This window comes from Campylobacter concisus, assembly GCF_002913945.1.
In the GTDB taxonomy this organism is placed as follows: Bacteria; Campylobacterota; Campylobacteria; order Campylobacterales; family Campylobacteraceae; genus Campylobacter_A; species Campylobacter_A concisus_P.
In genome coordinates this window covers 44540-61642 of sequence record NZ_POZK01000001.1, presented here as the reverse complement: position 1 = coordinate 61642, position 17103 = coordinate 44540, and the positions used below count along the sequence as shown (strand labels likewise).

Annotated in this window: 18 protein-coding genes; 16 read left to right on the top strand and 2 right to left on the bottom strand. The window is 39.8% G+C overall.

The features are described from left to right. Position 1: 1 nt before the first annotated feature. The 7 genes from CYP64_RS00335 to CYP64_RS00305 all read left to right on the top strand — a co-directional run bounded on the left by CYP64_RS00335 (position 2) and on the right by CYP64_RS00305 (position 7279). A complete protein-coding gene (locus CYP64_RS00335) occupies positions 2-820 on the top strand; it encodes a peptidylprolyl isomerase (protein WP_103648254.1) in 819 nt (272 codons plus the stop codon). A gap of 15 nt (positions 821-835) precedes the next feature. Then, on the top strand, positions 836-1900 hold the full coding sequence (gene fbaA / locus CYP64_RS00330) for a class II fructose-bisphosphate aldolase (RefSeq protein ID WP_021091432.1): 1065 nt from the start codon (positions 836-838) through the stop codon (positions 1898-1900). A gap of 4 nt (positions 1901-1904) precedes the next feature. Next, positions 1905-3218 carry a MotA/TolQ/ExbB proton channel family protein gene (locus CYP64_RS00325; RefSeq protein ID WP_103648253.1) on the top strand — a complete coding sequence of 438 codons (1314 nt, stop codon included), beginning with the start codon at positions 1905-1907 and terminating at the stop codon, positions 3216-3218. Then, positions 3215-4306: an OmpA family protein gene (locus CYP64_RS00320; RefSeq protein WP_103648252.1), complete on the top strand. Its 1092-nt coding sequence runs from the start codon at positions 3215-3217 to the stop codon at positions 4304-4306. The genes CYP64_RS00325 and CYP64_RS00320 overlap by 4 nt, the downstream gene beginning before the upstream one ends. Next, positions 4299-5150: a pyridoxal-phosphate dependent enzyme gene (locus tag CYP64_RS00315; RefSeq protein ID WP_103648251.1), complete on the top strand. Its 852-nt coding sequence runs from the start codon at positions 4299-4301 to the stop codon at positions 5148-5150. Before CYP64_RS00320 ends, CYP64_RS00315 begins: the two co-directional genes overlap by 8 nt. Then, a complete protein-coding gene (gene hisD / locus CYP64_RS00310) occupies positions 5147-6439 on the top strand; it encodes a histidinol dehydrogenase (RefSeq protein ID WP_103648250.1) in 1293 nt (430 codons plus the stop codon). Before CYP64_RS00315 ends, hisD begins: the two co-directional genes overlap by 4 nt. A gap of 84 nt (positions 6440-6523) precedes the next feature. Then, positions 6524-7279, top strand: coding sequence for a flagellin (locus tag CYP64_RS00305; protein WP_181001658.1), 756 nt, complete (start codon positions 6524-6526; stop codon positions 7277-7279). 234 nt (positions 7280-7513) lie between these two features. Here CYP64_RS00305 and rpoD read toward each other — a convergent pair whose 3' ends face one another. Beyond that, on the bottom strand, positions 7514-9370 hold the full coding sequence (gene rpoD / locus CYP64_RS00300) for an RNA polymerase sigma factor RpoD (RefSeq protein ID WP_103648249.1): 1857 nt from the start codon (positions 9368-9370) through the stop codon (positions 7514-7516). 150 nt (positions 9371-9520) lie between these two features. Here rpoD and CYP64_RS00295 point away from each other — a divergent pair, with 150 nt between their 5' ends. Next, positions 9521-10330, top strand: coding sequence for a flagellar hook-basal body protein (locus tag CYP64_RS00295; RefSeq protein WP_103648248.1), 810 nt, complete (start codon positions 9521-9523; stop codon positions 10328-10330). A gap of 15 nt (positions 10331-10345) precedes the next feature. Further along, positions 10346-11134: a flagellar basal-body rod protein FlgG gene (gene flgG, locus CYP64_RS00290; protein WP_021091447.1), complete on the top strand. Its 789-nt coding sequence runs from the start codon at positions 10346-10348 to the stop codon at positions 11132-11134. Between the two features lie 182 nt (positions 11135-11316). Here flgG and CYP64_RS00280 read toward each other — a convergent pair whose 3' ends face one another. After that, positions 11317-11610 carry a tetratricopeptide repeat protein gene (locus tag CYP64_RS00280; RefSeq protein WP_103648247.1) on the bottom strand — a complete coding sequence of 98 codons (294 nt, stop codon included), beginning with the start codon at positions 11608-11610 and terminating at the stop codon, positions 11317-11319. 281 nt (positions 11611-11891) lie between these two features. Between CYP64_RS00280 and CYP64_RS00270 the strand changes: the two genes are divergently transcribed. The 7 genes from CYP64_RS00270 to CYP64_RS00240 all read left to right on the top strand — a co-directional run bounded on the left by CYP64_RS00270 (position 11892) and on the right by CYP64_RS00240 (position 17083). Continuing rightward, positions 11892-12554 carry an AzlC family ABC transporter permease gene (locus CYP64_RS00270; RefSeq protein WP_103648245.1) on the top strand — a complete coding sequence of 221 codons (663 nt, stop codon included), beginning with the start codon at positions 11892-11894 and terminating at the stop codon, positions 12552-12554. Next, a complete protein-coding gene (locus CYP64_RS00265) occupies positions 12551-12886 on the top strand; it encodes a branched-chain amino acid transporter permease (protein WP_103648244.1) in 336 nt (111 codons plus the stop codon). Before CYP64_RS00270 ends, CYP64_RS00265 begins: the two co-directional genes overlap by 4 nt. An 85-nt stretch (positions 12887-12971) precedes the next feature. Next, positions 12972-14018, top strand: coding sequence for a type II asparaginase (locus CYP64_RS00260; protein ID WP_103648243.1), 1047 nt, complete (start codon positions 12972-12974; stop codon positions 14016-14018). A gap of 108 nt (positions 14019-14126) precedes the next feature. Then, positions 14127-14726 carry a LysE family translocator gene (locus CYP64_RS00255; protein ID WP_103648242.1) on the top strand — a complete coding sequence of 200 codons (600 nt, stop codon included), beginning with the start codon at positions 14127-14129 and terminating at the stop codon, positions 14724-14726. A 74-nt stretch (positions 14727-14800) separates the two neighbouring features. Further along, the gene (locus tag CYP64_RS00250; protein WP_103648241.1) at positions 14801-15160 is read left to right on the top strand and encodes a DsrE/DsrF/TusD sulfur relay family protein; all 360 of its coding nucleotides are present in this window, start codon (positions 14801-14803) and stop codon (positions 15158-15160) included. 19 nt (positions 15161-15179) lie between these two features. After that, on the top strand, positions 15180-16076 hold the full coding sequence (locus CYP64_RS00245) for a DUF4299 family protein (RefSeq protein WP_103648240.1): 897 nt from the start codon (positions 15180-15182) through the stop codon (positions 16074-16076). 155 nt (positions 16077-16231) lie between these two features. Beyond that, positions 16232-17083 carry a hypothetical protein gene (locus tag CYP64_RS00240; protein WP_103648239.1) on the top strand — a complete coding sequence of 284 codons (852 nt, stop codon included), beginning with the start codon at positions 16232-16234 and terminating at the stop codon, positions 17081-17083. Positions 17084-17103: the final 20 nt, after the last annotated feature.

Genomic DNA, 17103 nt, shown 5'->3' with positions numbered 1-17103 from the left:
TATGAAAAAATTTTTGTTTCCAGCAGTTTTAAGTTTAGCGGCAGCTGTTACTCTAAATGCAGCAGTAGTTGCAACAGTTGATGGTGATGCTATAAGCGATAGCGATATTTCAAGCCTTTTATCAGCAGCTATGCCAGGATTTGACGCTAGCAAGCTTCAACCAAATGAGAAAAAACGTATAATCGACGATCTAATAAATAGAAAACTTCTTTTAAAAGATGCTAAGTCTAGCGGTATCGAAAAAGATGTAGAGTACATCAAAGCTGTAAAAGCAGCGCAAGAAGGCATCGCGGTTGAGCTTTATATGAGAAAACTATTTGACGGTATCAAAGTAAGCGATAGCGAACTAAAAGATTTTTACAATAAAAATAAAGCAAGCATGAACGAGCCAGCTCAAGCAAAAGCAAGGCATATCCTGGTTGAAGATGAAAAAACAGCAAACGACATCATCGCTCAACTTAAAAATTTAAAAGGTGAGGCATTAACAAAGAAATTTGCAGAGCTAGCAAGCCAAAAATCAATCGACAAAGGCTCAGCAGCACACGGTGGCGAGCTTGGCTGGTTTGGTCAAAGCCAAATGGTAAAACCTTTTGCAGACGCAGCATTTTCAATGGCTAATGGCACAGTTTCAACAAAACCAGTTAAAACTCAGTTTGGCTACCATGTTATCTTAAAAGAAGATGGCAAAGCTGCTGGTACTGTAAGCTTTGAGCAAGCAAAACCAGAGATCGAGCAAGCTGTAAAAATGGAGAAATTCCAAGCTGCTGTTAGACAAAAAAGTGAAGCTCTACGCCAAAAAGCAAAGATAGAATACAAATAAAATTTGGAGGATAAAATGGGCGTTTTAGATATCGTAAAACCTGGTGTTTTAAGCGGAGATGATGTAACAAAACTTTATGCTTATGCCAAAGAGCAAGGTTTTGCAATACCTGCTGTAAATGTCGTAGGCAGTGATTCAGTAAATGCTGTTTTAGAAGCGGCAAAGGTTGCTAACTCGCCTGTTATCGTTCAGTTTAGTAATGGCGGTGCAGGTTTTTACGCTGGTAAAGCCTGCGAAAACGCAGCCGTTCTTGGTGCGATCGCTGGAGCAAAGCATGTTCATTTGCTTGCCCAGGCTTACGGCGTGCCAGTCATTTTACACACTGACCACGCTGCTAGAAAGCTCTTACCTTGGATAGATGAGCTAGTAAAAGCAAGTCATGAGTATAAAAAAACTCACGGCGTGCCACTTTTTAGCTCTCACATGCTTGATCTTAGCGAAGAGAATATCAACGAAAATTTAAGCACATGCGAGAAATATCTAAAAGAGCTTAGCGAGCTTGGTATCAGCCTAGAGATCGAGCTTGGCGTCACTGGCGGCGAAGAAGATGGCGTAGATAACACAAGTGTTGATAACGCACTTCTTTACACTCAGCCAGAAGATGTCGCGCTTGCTTATGAAAGACTAAGCAAAATAAGTGATAAATTTAGCATTGCGGCTAGTTTTGGCAACGTTCACGGCGTTTATAAACCGGGCAATGTTGTGCTAAGACCAGAAATTCTTAAAAACTCACAAGCCTATGTCGCTAAGAAATTTAATACAAAAAGCGACAAGCCAGTAAATTTTGTATTTCATGGCGGTAGTGGTAGCGAGCTAAAAGATATCAAAAATGCTGTGAGCTACGGCGTTATCAAGATGAACATTGATACAGATACGCAGTGGGCATTTTGGGACGGAGTACGCGAGTATGAGGCCAAAAATAGAGCATACTTGCAAGGCCAGATTGGTAACCCAGAGGGCGATGATAAGCCAAATAAAAAATACTACGACCCAAGGAAATGGCTAAGAAGCGGCGAGGAGAGCATGGTTAAGCGTCTTCAGACTGCTTTTAGCGACTTAAACTGCCTAAATAGGAACTAATCCTATGCAAAATCAAAATGATTTTAGTGAGCTAAGTGTGCCAAAAGAGCGCCAAGCTCACTCTTTCTTTGTCTTTTTTAAAGTTATCTTTATCCCTTTAGCTATCTATGTCTTGGCCATCCTTGCATATCTTGGCGTTATAAATTTTCAGATGAAACTTCACACCATCGTGATGATGGGCGTTATACTCTTTGTCGCTTTTGTATTTTCACGCCACAGTGCTTTGGTCGCTTACTCAAATTTCTTAGCAAATGCCAAAGACTACAAGATAAGGCTAAAAGAATTTATCATCGCTCATCTCTTTGAAATCTCAAGCGTCAAAAAGGCAAACGCTAAATTTGAAGATTTTTTTGAGAGTTACACAAGAAATTTTATAAATGACAACCTAGCAAACATCGGCCAAGCAGTCTTTCCTATGCTTGGAATTTTGGGCACATTTATCAGTATCGCTATCTCTATGCCAAGCTTTAGCTCAAGCACTGCAAACGGACTTGAAAAAGAGATCGCTATACTGCTAAATGGCGTAGCTACGGCGTTTTATGTATCGATATATGGCATATTTTTAGCGCTTTGGTGGATGTTTTTTGAAAAGATCGGCATTAGTAAATTTGAGAGATTTTATAGCGAGCAAAAAGAGCTAAGCCGAGAGTTTTTCTGGCAAGAAAATGAACTAAATGCAAATTTCATGAAAGTAAGTGTAGGCTACTTTAAAGATAGTCACGATGCTTTTAAAATGGTGCTTGATGATAAATTTATAAAAGAGCTAAGCGAGCAGACAAATGAGAAATTTAACAGTCTAAAAGAGCTTTGTGAGGTTGAAAAAAATATCATCAATCAAAGCAAAGCAGAACTTAGCGCAAGTTTAAAAATGCTAAATGAATCTGGGCTAAAACAAGATGAATTTGTAAAGATCCACTCCGATATACTAAAGGCAGTTGGCGCGTTTTCTAACGCCTTTAAAGATATGGAGGTTAAAATTTTAACCGAGCATGCAAAGCTTGGCGAGATTTTTAGCAGAAATTTAAACGCCACAAAAGAGAGCCAGCTTAAATTTGAGCAGACTATAAAGAGCTTTGACGCCATTTTAAAAGAATTTTCTCTCTCTTTGATGAAAGAGCAAAACGAGGCGTTAAAGGCATTTAGAGCCTCACTCGTGGAGAGTGCGACGATATTTAAGGCAGCCTACGAGCAAGAGGGCAGGAGCTTGGAGCGTGAAAAAGAGCGCGAGAGCCTCATTGCTGAGCTTAAGAAGAACATAGACGAGATCGACAAAGAAGCAAATTCTGTAATAGAAAAAATCGAAAATCTAGTGCAATGAAAATAAACAAAAATAACGAGGATCAATCGAGCTTTTGGGTTTCGTACGCAGACTTGATGGCGGGTCTGCTCTTTGTTTTTATGCTGCTAATAGGCGCTGTCGTCGTAAAATACGTCCTAACTCAAAACACTCTTGAAAATAAAGAGCAAGCCATCATCGCAGCGCTAGCAAATTTAAAAGACGCCCAGGGTAAGAATTTCACTCTCGAAGAGCTAAATGACGCTCTAAAAAGTGAGCTTTCAAAGATAAGCGACGAAAACATAAATTTAAAAAAATCAAATGAAATTTTTGTCATCCAAATAGACGCCCTAAAAGAAAAACTAGCCCAGCTCATAAACGAAAATAAGGACGCAAATGCGAGCATAAAAGAGCTAAATGCTAGCATTTTTGATCTAAATCAAAAGATGATCGTGCTAAATGATGAAATTTCATCAAAAGATAGAGCGCTAAGCGACGCAAATGAAAGTAGCGAGAAAAATTTAGCCAAGATCGCCTTTTTGCTCGAGCAAGTAAGCCAAAGAGAGGCTAGATATGACGAGCTTTTAAGGGATCTAAACGTCACTCGTGACAGAGTCAAAAACCTAACTGGCATAAGGGTAAAAGTGATCTCAGCTCTAAAAGATAGGCTAGGATCGAGCATCGAGATCGATCCAAACTCAGGCGCGCTAAAGCTTAGCTCCTCAGTACTTTTTGATAAAGGAAGTGCGGTCCTAAAAGAAGAGGTCAAAGAGGAGCTAAAGGCGACACTTGGTAAGTATTTTGACGTACTTTTAAATGATAAAGATATTGCATCAAATATTGATCAAATCATAATCGAAGGTTTTACAGATAGTGACGGAAGTTACATTTATAACTTAGAGCTTTCACAAAAAAGAGCTTACGCGGTGATGGAGTTTATAAATTCATTTGATGGTGATACTCGCCTTAGAAAGTTGCTTGTTGCAAGCGGGCGAAGCTACAACGAGCTAGTTTTTAAAGACGGAGCCGAGGACAAGGACGCTTCAAGGCGCATCGAGATCAAATTTTCACTCTCAAACAAAGAGGCTATCAACGAGATAGAGAAATTTTTGGAGTTTAAGGGTGATTGATAAAATTTGCTTAAGAGGTCGAGAATTTTGGCTTTTAAGAGATGATCTGTTAGGCGAGTTTAACGGCAACAAAGCAAGAAAGCTAGAGTATTTTCTAAAGGCTGATCTTGGCGGCATCAAAGCCATCGTGTCTCACGGCTCAAGCCAGTCAAATGCGATGTATAGTCTAAGTCTTTTTGCCAAGCTAAAGGGGCTTAAATTTTACTACGTCGTCTCTCATCTAAACTCAAATTTAAAGCAAAGTCCAGTTGGAAATTTCAAATTTGCACTTGAAAATGGCATGGAAATTTTCGTAAAAGAAGAGCGTGAGAAATTTGCTAAAGAGCTGGCAAAGAGCCAAAATGCACTATTTATAAACGAGGGCGTAGCGCAGAGTGAAGCCGAGCTTGGCTTTATCACGCAGGCAAATGAGATAAATGAGTGGAGCAAAAAAAGTGGCATAAGGCCTGATATATTTTTGCCATCTGGCACAGGCACTAGTGCATGCTATCTGGCAAAGCATACCGATCTTAGGGTTTTTACAACTCCTTGCGTGGGGGATGGAGACTATCTAAAAAAGCAAATTTATGAGCTAGACAAAAATAGCAAGGTGCAAATTTTAAATCCCCCAAAGAAGTATCATTTTGGGAATTTATACCCAGAGCTTTATGAAATTTGGCTAGAGGTTTGCAAAAGTGGCGTGGAATTTGACCTAGTGTATGACCCTGTTGGCTTTATCACGCTTTTTGTAAATTTAGATAAGCTTGGGGATCAAATTTTATACATCCACCAGGGCGGAATTTTAGGTAACATTACACAAAAGCAAAGATATGAGAGAAAATTAAAATTAAAGGAGCATAAATGAAATTTTTTCATAGTAGTGACGCTGATTTTGAGAGTAAATTTTTACAGCTTGTTAAACGAAGTGATAATGACATGAGTGCTGTAATGCCGGTGGTTGCTGGAATAATAGATGAGATAAGAAAAGATGGCGATAGTGCACTTTTTGCGCAGATAAGTAAATTTGATAAATTTAATGTCACAAGTAAAAATGACATAATAATCGATGTAAAAGAGATGGAAGCTGCCTATAATTCGCTAGACAATGCTTTGAGAGTAGCTTTAAATTTAGCTCACGATAGGATAAAAAGCTATCACGAGCGTACAAAGCCAAGCGACTGGACATATAAAGATGAGCATGACATCTTGCTTGGCGCAAAATACACAGCGGTTGACCGCGCTGGCCTTTATATCCCAGGTGGTAAGGCGGCATATCCTAGCTCGCTTCTTATGAATGCGATCCCAGCGATCGTAGCTGGCGTAAAAGAGATCGTAGTGTGCACTCCAGCGCCAAATGGCAAGGTAAATACCTTGCTTCTTGCGGCAATGCACCTTTGTGGTATAAAGACAGCCTTTAAAGTAGGCGGTGCAAGTGCTATCGCAGCGATGGCATACGGAACCGAAACGGTGCCAAAAGTTGATGTCATCACAGGACCTGGCAATATCTACGTAGCGACTGCTAAAAAGCTAGTTTATGGTGACGTAAATATCGATATGATCGCTGGTCCAAGCGAGATAGGCGTAATCGCTGATGATAGTGCCGATCCTCGCCACATAGCTATCGATATGCTCTCTCAAGCTGAACATGACGAGATCGCAAGCGCATTTTTGATAACGCCAGTAGAGGCTTTTGCAAGAGCGGTGCAAAGACACATTGAAGATGAGCTAAAGACACTAAAACGTGAGCCAATCGCAAGTGCAAGCATAAGAAATAAAGCTGCAATAATAGTGGCAAAAGATTTAAAAGAGTGTTTTACTCTCATGAATGAGCTTGCTGTTGAGCACCTAGAGATCGCTACAAACGATGCTTTGAGCTATATCGATGATGTGACTCATGCGGGCGCTATATTTTTTGGACACTTTACGCCTGAAGCGATGGGAGATTATATCGCTGGACCAAATCACACATTACCAACTGGCGGAAGTGCGAGATTTTACTCGCCGCTTGGAGTTGAAAATTTCATGAAGCGAAGTTCGATCATTTCAGTGAGTAGAAAAGGTATCATGCATCTTGGCAAATCATGCATGCAGCTAGCTGAAGCTGAAGGGCTAACCGCTCATAAAAAATCAGTTGCAGTGAGGCTAGAAGAGTAAAGAAAAATAGATTTTATAGAGATTTTGCAACTTTTTATATAATTTATAGTAGAATCCATAGCGAATTATTAAAAAGGAGTTGTTATGAAGTTAGGAACTTATACTGCAAACCAGGCTTCAGGAAACTATTATTTAGATCAAGCAAAAAATAGCGAGAAGAAAGCGTTAAATGCTATCTCTGCAAATAGCGAGATCAAAGCATCAGGTGCAAATTTACAAATCGCAGAGAGTTTGCTTTCACAAACAAATGTCTTGAACGAAGGTTTGGCAAATGCAAACGATATGATCGGTATGCTTCAAATCGCTGATTCAACGCTTTTAAATTTAAGTAAAAGTACAGATAGAATAGGCGAGCTTTCAAGTAAGCTTGCAAATCCTACTCTCTCAGCAAATGAACAAAAAGGCATAAAGGGCGAAATCAACGCACTAAGAAATGCTATGAATGATAGCGTGAAAGAAGCTAAATTTAATGGCAAAAACGTATTTGATGCTGAGCTTGGATTTTTCACAGGCGAGAGTACAAAAAATATAAATTTGGGCACAAATGCTCTTTTAAATGTAAAAGATGACGGCTCAAATACAGGTGAAATTTTAAAAAATATAAATTCACTTCGCTCAGAGATCGGATCAACACAAAATGCTGTATTTAGAGGCATAAATGCTCTAGCCGCAAGAAGTGTGGCAAATACTAATAGCGTAGAAAATCTTGATAGTAGCGACATCGCAAAGAGCTTGGAAGAAAATTTACAAGCAAATTTAAAACTTCATGCTGCGAGCTTAGCTAAAGCTCACGATACTACGAGTTTAGCTGCAAAACTAGATAAACTACTAGCTGAATAAATTTTTACCGGTCTTGCGCCGGTAAATTCTTTTTATCTAACCTTATTCTTTAAAAAATATTAAGTTTTTTGTATTTTTAAGTTGGTTTAATGGCTAAATAAAATTTAGATCTAGTCTTTCAATAATGAAATTAATGTAGTTTTGCTAGTAAAATTTATTGCTAAAAATTATCAAATTTAAATTTTATAAAGCTAAAGAGAAAGTCTTAAGGAAAATATCCAAAGAAAAGGGCTTTTAGCCCTCAATGTAGTTTTTAAGTTTTCTACCGACTTTTGGGTGTTTTAGTTTTTTGATAGCTGAGCTTTCTATCTGGCGGACGCGCTCACGAGTGACATTTAGGGCCTTGCCGATCTCTTCAAGTGTGCGGTCGCTCTCATCTTCAAGCAAGCCAAATCTCATCGAAATAACCGCTTTTTCACGCTCATTTAGCTGTGAAAGTACGTCATCTATCTGCTCTCTAAGGTCACTTTTTAAAATTTGCTCTATCGGAGAAAGTGAGCTTTTATCCTCAACAAAATCTCCAAATTTACCGTCTTCTTCGTTTGCGATAGGGGCTTCGAGGCTGATAGGCTCTTTTGTTATTTTGATGACTTGCTTTACCTTATCAATGCTTAGTCCAACTTCTTTTGCGATAACGCTTACATCAGGCTCTTTTCCCTCTTCTTGGAGGTATTTGCGGTTTATTTTATTGATACGATTTATCGTCTCTATCATGTGGATAGGTATCCTGATCGTCCTTGCCTGATCAGCGATCGCGCGCGAAATAGCCTGGCGGATCCACCATGTGGCGTAGGTTGAAAATTTATAACCTTTTCTGTATTCAAATTTATCAACCGCCTTCATAAGGCCGATGTTGCCCTCTTGGATGAGATCTAAAAATGGCAAGCCTCTATTTGTATAGCGTTTCGCGATACTTACGACTAGACGGAGATTTGACTTAGCCATTCTAGCTTTTGCCTCATCAGAAATTTTCTTTCCGCGTTTGATCTGCTCTAAAATTTCTTTTAGCCTTGTTGGTTCAAGATCAAAGCCTTGCTTGCTTGCCTCTTTTGTCGTAAATAGCTTTTTGATCTCGACATAAGTTGAGACCATCGTAGCTTCTGGCACACGAGCTGCGATTTCTTCTTTACTAAGCTTGATGATATCTTTTAGTATGCTTTTGTGATTTTTCTTAAGCTCGTCGCTAAACATTGGTAGGCGATACTCCAAGCGTTTTAGCTCTCTGTCAAATTCGTCGTCGCTTTTTAGTGCTGTTTCCATTGATTTTACGATCTCGCTAATTAACTTGCTTGTTGGGCCAAGATCCATTAGCTTCTCTTTTAAAATTTTCTTTTTAAATGCAAGAGTCATCTTTGAAGCTGTGTCATCGCTCTCAACTTTATCTTGTTTGTTTGCGGTCTTTAGCCACTCTTTTTTAGCTTTTTCGAGGGCCTTAAAGCTCTCTATAACTTTTTCAGCGCGTTTATCGTTTTTGGCTGATTTTTTAGGAGTTTCGTTCTCTTCGTTCTCTTCATCTTCCTCGTCTATATCGTCTTCACTATCTTCATTTTCTTCGTTTTCGCTCTCGTCTTCAAAGCTCTTAAAAAGCTCTTTTACACGGCGTTCTCTGTTGATAAGCGGCTCTTTATAATCAAGTATGAAGTCAATCAAAAATGGCACTGAACAAAATGCATCGATAATGATATCTTCGCCAAGCTCGATCCTTTTGCTGATCTCTACCTCTTCATCTTTTGTAAGAAGTGCGATCTGACCCATCTCTCTTAGATACATCCTTACTGGACTATCAGATCTTGACCACTCTAAAAGGTCACTTTCGCCTGAAAGATCGAGATCTTCGTCGATATCTTGATCACTTTTTTGAGCATTTTCTTGGCGTTTTTTAGCATCGGCTAAATTTCTAAGCTTTGCAGCCTCAGCAGATGTGATGAGCTGGACTTTATTTGTTTTTGCTAGTTGTTCTATCTTTTTTACTATCATAGCAGTCGGAGCTTTGTCTAATAATTTTACTAATTTTTCGTATGTCAAAAAGCCTTTTGCATTTTCAGCAAAAAGCTCTTCTATCTGAGAAAAAGAGTCTTTTGCGGCGCTCATAAATTTCCTTTCGAATCGTCTAATTGTGATTTAAGTGTTGTTTAAAAGAAAGTGGATTATACCCAAATTTTGTAAATGTGCATAAAAACAAAGTTGGAACGATGATTGCTTAGTAAATTCTAAACAATCAAATTTTGACTAGGAAATTGTATGCAAAATGGTTATTATCAAGCCACTGCTGGCATGGTAACGCAGTTTAACAGACTAAATGTGATCTCAAATAACCTTGCAAATGTAAATACGATCGGCTATAAGAGAAATGACGTAGTTATCGGAGATTTTGCGAGAATTTTTAAAGAGACACAAGATGAGCTTCCACTTAAAAATCACACAAAAGATGGGGCTAAATTTTTAAATAGAACTCTTAACCGTGTGCCACAAGTTAGCGAAGAATACACTGACTTTAGTGCTGGTGGTTTTAAATACAGCTCAAATACGCTTGATTTTGCGATAAAAAGAGACGACGCATTTTTCTTAGTTGATACCCCAAATGGTGTAAAACTTAGCAAAAACGGTTCTTTTAGCCTTGATGGTGATGGTTATATCGTCACAAAGGAGGGCTATAAGGTTTTACCAAGTGGCTATGAGGCACAAAATCCTGGACAAAGAGGCATTCAAGTACCACAAGGCGAGGTACTAACTGCTGATAAAAATGGAAATTTATACTCGAATAATAATCAATTTTCTAAATTTTTTATCGCTCAGCCAAGAGAGATAAGAGATCTTAAAAAGGTCGGCGACAACCTCTTTGAAACTAGAAATTTTGACGACATAAATGAGCTTGATGAAGCTGATAGCGTAATGCAAGGATATGCTCAGATGTCAAATGTAAATCCAGTCTTAGAAATGGTGGGTCTAATAGAAACCCAGCGCTTAGTTGATATGTATCAAAAGGTTATGACAAGCCACATGAGCGATCTTAACCAAGATGCTGTTCAAAAACTAGCCCTAAAAGCTTAATAAAAGGATAAAACTATGATGAGATCACTTTACACTGCGGCCACTGGCATGATAGCCCAGCAGACGCAGATAGACGTAACCTCACACAACATTGCAAACGTAAATACTTATGGATACAAGAAAAATAGGGCTGAATTTGCTGATCTTATGTATCAAGTCATGGAGTACGCAGGTACGGCTACAAGCCAGACTACCACAAGCCCAACTGGTATCGAGGTGGGTCTTGGCGTGCGTCCAACGGCGATAAATAAAATTTTTTCTCAGGGCTATTTTAAAGAGACCAGCAATAACCTAGATATGGTAATAGCTGGCAACGGATTTTTTCAGATTCAGCTACCAGATGGCACCACTGCTTATACTAGAAATGGTGCTTTTAAACTTGATGCAAACGGCACGATTGTAAATAGCGATGGCTATCAGCTGATCCCTCAGATCACAGTCCCTGCAAATGCAACGCAAATTTCTATCGGCACAGATGGCACCGTATCAGTGCTCCAAGCAGGCGAGAGAGAGATGGCTCAGATAGGCCAGATTGAGCTAGCAAATTTCATAAACCCAGCTGGCCTTCACTCAATGGGTGATAACAACTACTTAGAGACAAGTGCTAGCGGTAACGTGGTGGTGGGTGTGGCAGGACTTGACGGACTTGGTACGATCAGACAAGGGTTTGTTGAGATGAGTAACGTTCAGCTAGTTGAGGAGATGACTGATCTTATCACCGGACAGCGTGCGTACGAGGCAAACTCAAAGGCGATAACCACGAGTGACTCGATGCTTGAAATAGTAAATGGGCTTAAAAGGTAGGTAGTATGAACGCGACTCTAGCTATCGTTGGGCTTATACTGCTTTCTTTTACGCTTGAGGTATTTTACTTTTTAAATAAAACGCCAAAAGGCAAGGACTCGATAAAATAGACGCATTAATTTAGGCTAAAAAATTTAGCACATCTCGTCTAAAATTTTTGCTTTTAGGAGCAAGAATGAAAGTTACTGAGAAATTTTTAAGCTACTGCATGCTTCTTCCAAATCAAGCTCGCAGGCTTTTTTATAGTAGTTTTTTGCTCTATTTTTATCTTGCAGTATACCAGTATCTCCAGTTTCATAAATGAGTGCAAGGGTGTAGCAGGCAAATGCATTTTTTAATTCACATGCCTTATTATAAAGGCTAAGCCCTTCTTCTTTCTCCTGTGCTAGAGTATCTTTTTGTAGATATATATTTCCTAAAAATAGACAGCTATGTGGATTGCCTAGCTCACAGGCCTTGTTTGCCATAGCTGCCATTTTATCGCTCTCATTCTTATTAAAATAGATATATATATATATATATATATATATATATATATAAGATCGGTGCAACTTTCTACGTTATTTAAAGCGCACTCACTTTCAAGCTTAGTGGTATCAAAATTTTTACTCCAAGAAAAAAGAATACAAAATAAAATTAAAATTATCTTTTTCATCTTTTGGCTCCATAAATTTTTATTATTTTATAAAATTAGCTCCATTTTTACTCTAAATTTTTCAAATTTTGCTAACATTTCGGCTTTTATCAAGGCAAAAATTTGACATTTAACTACGTTTTTAAACTATCCATTCCTATCTTTATGGGCTATTTTCCGCTTGGTGTCGCCTTTGGCATTTTGGCTAAAAGCATGGGCGTTAGCGCATTTATCGCCGTCGTTCTTAGCACTCTTGCCTACGGCGGCGCAGCGCAGTTTATGATGCTCTCGCTCTTTAGCGTTGGCACGAGCTATGTTGAGGTCTTTATCGTGAGCTACCTTGTAAATTTGCGTCATACTTTTTATGGAATTTCACTTTTAAAAGAGTATAGTGGGATCAAATTTAGGCTTTTAAACATCGCTTTGCTAACAGATGAGACCTTTGCCATATTTAAAAATTTAAAGCTAAAAGAGGCGAGTGACCGCAGCTTTGTCTTTACCTGGCTAAATGTACTTTCTTGGTCTTACTGGGCAGCCGGAACGCTTCTTGGAGCACTTCTTGGTGATTTTATAAAGGCCGATACAAAAGGGCTTGAGTTTAGCTTGACAGCACTTTTTATAGTTATTGTGATTGAAATGTTTAAAAATGATAAAAACTACCGCGTGCTCTTTGCGGCGACATTTTTTGGCGTGCTTGGAGTGAGCCTATTTCCAGCTAAATTTGTGCTTGTTGGCTCAATGGCGCTTTGTTTTATATTTTTGCTTTTGTTCAAGGATAAAATTTGATAAGTGTAAGCTCAAACGAGATGGTACTTTTTGTGGCGGTGCTTTTAAGTGCTCTAGCTACTTTTATAACGAGGGCAACGCCGTTTTATGCATTAAGAAACTATAAGTCAAACCCTTATTTGGACGCCATTGAGAAGCATATGGGTATGATGATAATGGTCGTTTTGGTCTGCTACGGCTTAAAAGATACGAAATTTAGCGAGTCTCCATACGGCTTAAGCGAGATAGCAGCAGTTTTTACAGCTATTTTGATGCATTTAAAATTTAAAAATACCCTTCTTAGCATAGTTATTTCAACCGGAATTTATATGTTTTTGATAAGAATTTTTTAAATAAATATAAAATTTGGAAGTTAATAATTTTTTTAAATAAATGGCATTATAATGACTTTGCAAATTTTAATGCAAAGGAGCTAAAATGCGTTTAATCTTTAAGGCGGTGTTACTCATGATTTTAGGTGCTACTTTAGCGGTTGCAAAGCCAACCATCTACATACTAGCTACTGGTGGAACGATAGCAGGAAGCGGCTCAGGATCGCTTGATTCAAGCTATACTTCTGGAACTGTTACGGTCGATAAACTAATCGCAGCCGTGCCAGATATCAACAAGATTGCTACCATAAAAGGCGAGCAAATTTCAAATATCGGCTCACAAGATATGAACAATGAAGTTTGGCTAAAGCTTGCAAATAGAATCAACGAACTTCTAAACAGTGGCAAGGCTGATGGTATTGTCGTTACTCACGGCACAGACACTATGGAAGAGACAGCTTACTTTCTAAATTTAGTCGTTAAAAGCGACAAGCCAGTTGTCCTTGTAGGTGCGATGAGAAATAGCGGCTCACTAAGCGCAGATGGCCCACTAAATTTATTTAACGCTGTAAACGTTGCTATTAGCAAAGATAGCGTAGGTAAGGGCGTTGTGGTTACTATGAATGATGAAATTCACGCCGGTAGAGAGGTGACAAAGACCAACACAACAGGCGTTGATACATTTAAATCACCAAATAGCGGCAAAATCGGCACAGTCTTTTATGGCAACGTAAAATACTATATGAATCCGATCAGAAAACACACAGCAAAATCAGCATTTGACCTAGAGGGCGTAAAAGAGCTTCCAAGAGTCGATATCATCTACTCTCATGCAAATGACAACCCTGACTTTGTAAATATAGTTGTTAAAAACGGCGCAAAAGGCATAGTTAGCGCTGGCCTTGGCAACGGCAACCCTTACTTTAGCGTACTTGACGCACTTGGTGAGGCTTCAAAAGCTGGCGTAGTGGTAGTTCGCGACTCACGTGTAGGAAGTGGCGAGACGACCATGAACGGCGAAGTAGACGACGCAAAATATGGCTTTTTAACAAGCGATAATCTAAACGCGCAAAAAGCTAGAGTGCTTTTGATGCTTGCGCTTACAAAAACAAGCGACAAAGCCAAAATTCAAGAGTATTTCTTAACTCACTAAAAAAGAGGCGGCTTAGTCCGCCTTTTAAATTTAAGCTATAAATTTGATCGCAGGATCAGATCTATAGCTTAAATTTTTATATTTGTTAGCTAAATTTCAAGGCTTTTTATGGACTTCTTACTCTTTTTCGCCACGCTTGCTCCCATCTCGCTAATGCCAGGCATCAACATGACCTATGCGATGAGTATCGGTATGAGCTTTGGTTATAAGCACTCGCTTATTATGATGACCGGACAGCTTCTTTCGCTTGCTTTCGTGGCATTTTGCTGTATGCTTGGCGCGGGTGCGGTACTTCATCATTTTGAGTACGCATTTAAGGCGCTAAACATCATCGCAGGGCTTTATATGCTCTATCTTGGCGCAATGCTCTTTTTTGGCAAGGGCGAGCTTAGCGTAACAAACGTCTCAAATTTACCAAGTAAAAAGCAGATGTTTATAAACGGACTCATCGTTTGCGTCACAAATCCAAAGGCATGGATATTTTTCTCGGCTTTACTGCCTACATTTTTGGATAAAGACGATCCATTTAGCCTAACTCGTATGTGCGTAATCACGACAACGCTCGTTTTTATCGAGTTTTGCTCGCTAAATATCTACGCGCTTGGCGGAGCTATGTTAAAGAAATTTTTACAAACGCATCTAAGGCTACTTGAAATTTGCACCGCCATTATCGTTTGCACGATCGGCGTACTTTTACTTTTTAGATAAATTTAGCCTCTTTTTATATAGCTTGGCTAAAATTTGCCCGGTTTGCGCTACATTTTTGGCAAAAGGAGAAAAAGATGAAAAAATTTCTATTTATACTTACAAATCAACCATACAACGGTACCGACAATGCTTACAACGCATTAAGGCTAGCTAAAGCTCTAAAAGAAAAAGGCGAAGAGGTTAGAATTTTTCTAATGAACGACGCGGTCGACCTTGCGCGAAATAGCACCAAAAAGCCGGAAAACTACGACGTAGATCTAGTAGCGATGTTAAAAGAGCTTTACGCTAGTGGCGCTATGCTAAAGGTTTGCGGTAGCTGCCAAACGAGGTGCGGTTTGCATGTGGGAGAGCCTTATTTCGAGGCTGAGGTGAAAGGTAGCATGGATATCTTATCCGAGTGGGTTAGGCAGTGCGATCAAGCGATGACGTTTTAGAGTAGGCAAAAGAGAATTTATGAGCGTAACATTTAAGGTAAAAAATAAAAAGAAGCTTTTCGGCGGATATGAAAAGGCGCTAAGCGAGCGTGAAATTTCAGAGTTTATAGATGGATTTTGCTTTTTTAATAGCCAAAACGACGAGCCGAGCGAGCTTTCGCTAAACGAAAACGTGATGATCGCTGGCGTATGGCAAAAGAGCGCTCGCGGTTTTGAGCTAAGCTACGAAGACGGCAAATATATCGTTCGAGTCTGCACTCCAAGCGGCGTTGGCGATTGGCAGATCGCGCTTGAGCTACTCTCAAAGCTCTCAGCCAAAACCGGCTCGAAAATAGAGTGCGACAACGAGGAAATTTACGATAGCGAGCAAATTTTAAAATTTGATTATGAAACCGACATAATGTGGGGACTCGAAGCTCTAAAGGAGGCAAAAGAGAAAAATCAAACGCTTTATATCTCTGGCCTGGAGCGCGACGTGGCGTTTGATGCGGTTATGATAGATGAAATTTTTGCAAGCGCCGGCCCTGCGGCTAAATTCGATGAGATGATGAGGCGGGTGCAATATCTTGATGCTTATAGCGCAAGAGAGAATTTATACGAAGATAAAGACGGTAGCGAAATTTTTGGCGCATATACGCTTAGCGAAAATTTACCGACTATCTTGCCTTACGCTCCATCCCCTTCGTGGCAAGCGCAAGAAGTTCTAGGAGAGCGCAAGGTCTCGCGCTGGATACTTACGCTAGTAGTCGGCGCAGACGATAGGGACGCGCACGTGCTCGGCGAATGTGAATATGGCGCTTTTATGGCAAATCTGCCAAAAGAAAAATATTGCTTCATAGACGCCGCAAATATACTAGTTGAGCCGCTTAGCGAAGAAGAGATGAGAGAAATTTTTAAAAAGGCAAACGAAGCTTAAGTTAATAAACTGCCGAAATGAAAATTCGCCTCTTCAAGCGCGGATTTAAACTCGCAAAAGCTAGGATTTTACCGGTATTGCCGCCTTTTAGGCTAAATTAGGCGAAATTTAGCCTAAACTAATCTAGGATTTGCGTGATTTGAAAAAGGATAAAAATGAAAATTTTAAAGGCTATTTTAGCGGCGGCATTGGCGGTTTGTTATCTAAACTCGGCCGTTTTACCGCAAAACGACTGGAGCAAAAGAGAGCTAAAAGGCGAGGTTAAAAGCATGACAGCTACGGAGTACGAATACTCTATAGACGGCTCCGGCACGCTAGAAAATACGCGCGTAAAGCGGACGGAGTTTAACGAAAACGGCTATATAGTGCAAGAAACCGAGCATATAAACGGCGTACCGAACGGCTCGGTTTTGTTTGAGTACGGCAAAGACGGGCTAGTGCGCAAAAAGTATCAAGATAGCGCCGTTTATCTCTACGAATACGAATTTGACGGCGAAAATTTAGTCGCGACGGCTAAAGAGCAGCATGTGGAGGATAAATTTTACCCGCGCACGGAGAAAATTACCTACGGCAAGGACGGCAAAATGATCGCTCGGGCGGCGTATTCGGGCGGGACGATAGTGACGGACGATAGCTACGTCTACGACGAAAAGGGCGTTTTAACGCGGATAGAAAATAATATGGAGCCGCGCCACGATATAGAGATAAGCTTCGAGCGCAAGCCAAACGGCGAATACGAAAAAATCACGCAAGCCCCAAACTCAAAATGGATTTATTACTATGCCGCAAACGGCGACGAGATGGAGTATACGTCGGTAAATTACTTCGGCTCCGAGGCAAAAATCTGGCAAATATTGCAGTTTAAAGATATAACGAGGGACGAGCGAGGAAATTTGACGCGTAAAATCTCGGTCAAATTTAAGCCCGCGGACAAATATTACGAAAACGGCGACATAACGGAAATCGGCCTATATAAAAAGCTAGAAATTAGCTACGAATACTACTAAAGTGAATTTTTGAGCTAAGG

Coding starts and splice junctions, on each gene's coding strand:
- CYP64_RS00335 (WP_103648254.1), top strand. CDS start 2: ATGAAAAAATTTTTGTTTCCAGCAGTTTTAAGTTTAGCGGCAGCTGTT.
- fbaA (WP_021091432.1), top strand. CDS start 836: ATGGGCGTTTTAGATATCGTAAAACCTGGTGTTTTAAGCGGAGATGAT.
- CYP64_RS00325 (WP_103648253.1), top strand. CDS start 1,905: ATGCAAAATCAAAATGATTTTAGTGAGCTAAGTGTGCCAAAAGAGCGC.
- CYP64_RS00320 (WP_103648252.1), top strand. CDS start 3,215: ATGAAAATAAACAAAAATAACGAGGATCAATCGAGCTTTTGGGTTTCG.
- hisD (WP_103648250.1), top strand. CDS start 5,147: ATGAAATTTTTTCATAGTAGTGACGCTGATTTTGAGAGTAAATTTTTA.
- CYP64_RS00305 (WP_181001658.1), top strand. CDS start 6,524: ATGAAGTTAGGAACTTATACTGCAAACCAGGCTTCAGGAAACTATTAT.
- rpoD (WP_103648249.1), bottom strand. CDS start 9,370: ATGAGCGCCGCAAAAGACTCTTTTTCTCAGATAGAAGAGCTTTTTGCT.
- CYP64_RS00295 (WP_103648248.1), top strand. CDS start 9,521: ATGCAAAATGGTTATTATCAAGCCACTGCTGGCATGGTAACGCAGTTT.
- flgG (WP_021091447.1), top strand. CDS start 10,346: ATGATGAGATCACTTTACACTGCGGCCACTGGCATGATAGCCCAGCAG.
- CYP64_RS00280 (WP_103648247.1), bottom strand. CDS start 11,610: ATGGCAGCTATGGCAAACAAGGCCTGTGAGCTAGGCAATCCACATAGC.
- CYP64_RS00260 (WP_103648243.1), top strand. CDS start 12,972: ATGCGTTTAATCTTTAAGGCGGTGTTACTCATGATTTTAGGTGCTACT.
- CYP64_RS00255 (WP_103648242.1), top strand. CDS start 14,127: ATGGACTTCTTACTCTTTTTCGCCACGCTTGCTCCCATCTCGCTAATG.
- CYP64_RS00250 (WP_103648241.1), top strand. CDS start 14,801: ATGAAAAAATTTCTATTTATACTTACAAATCAACCATACAACGGTACC.
- CYP64_RS00245 (WP_103648240.1), top strand. CDS start 15,180: ATGAGCGTAACATTTAAGGTAAAAAATAAAAAGAAGCTTTTCGGCGGA.
- CYP64_RS00240 (WP_103648239.1), top strand. CDS start 16,232: ATGAAAATTTTAAAGGCTATTTTAGCGGCGGCATTGGCGGTTTGTTAT.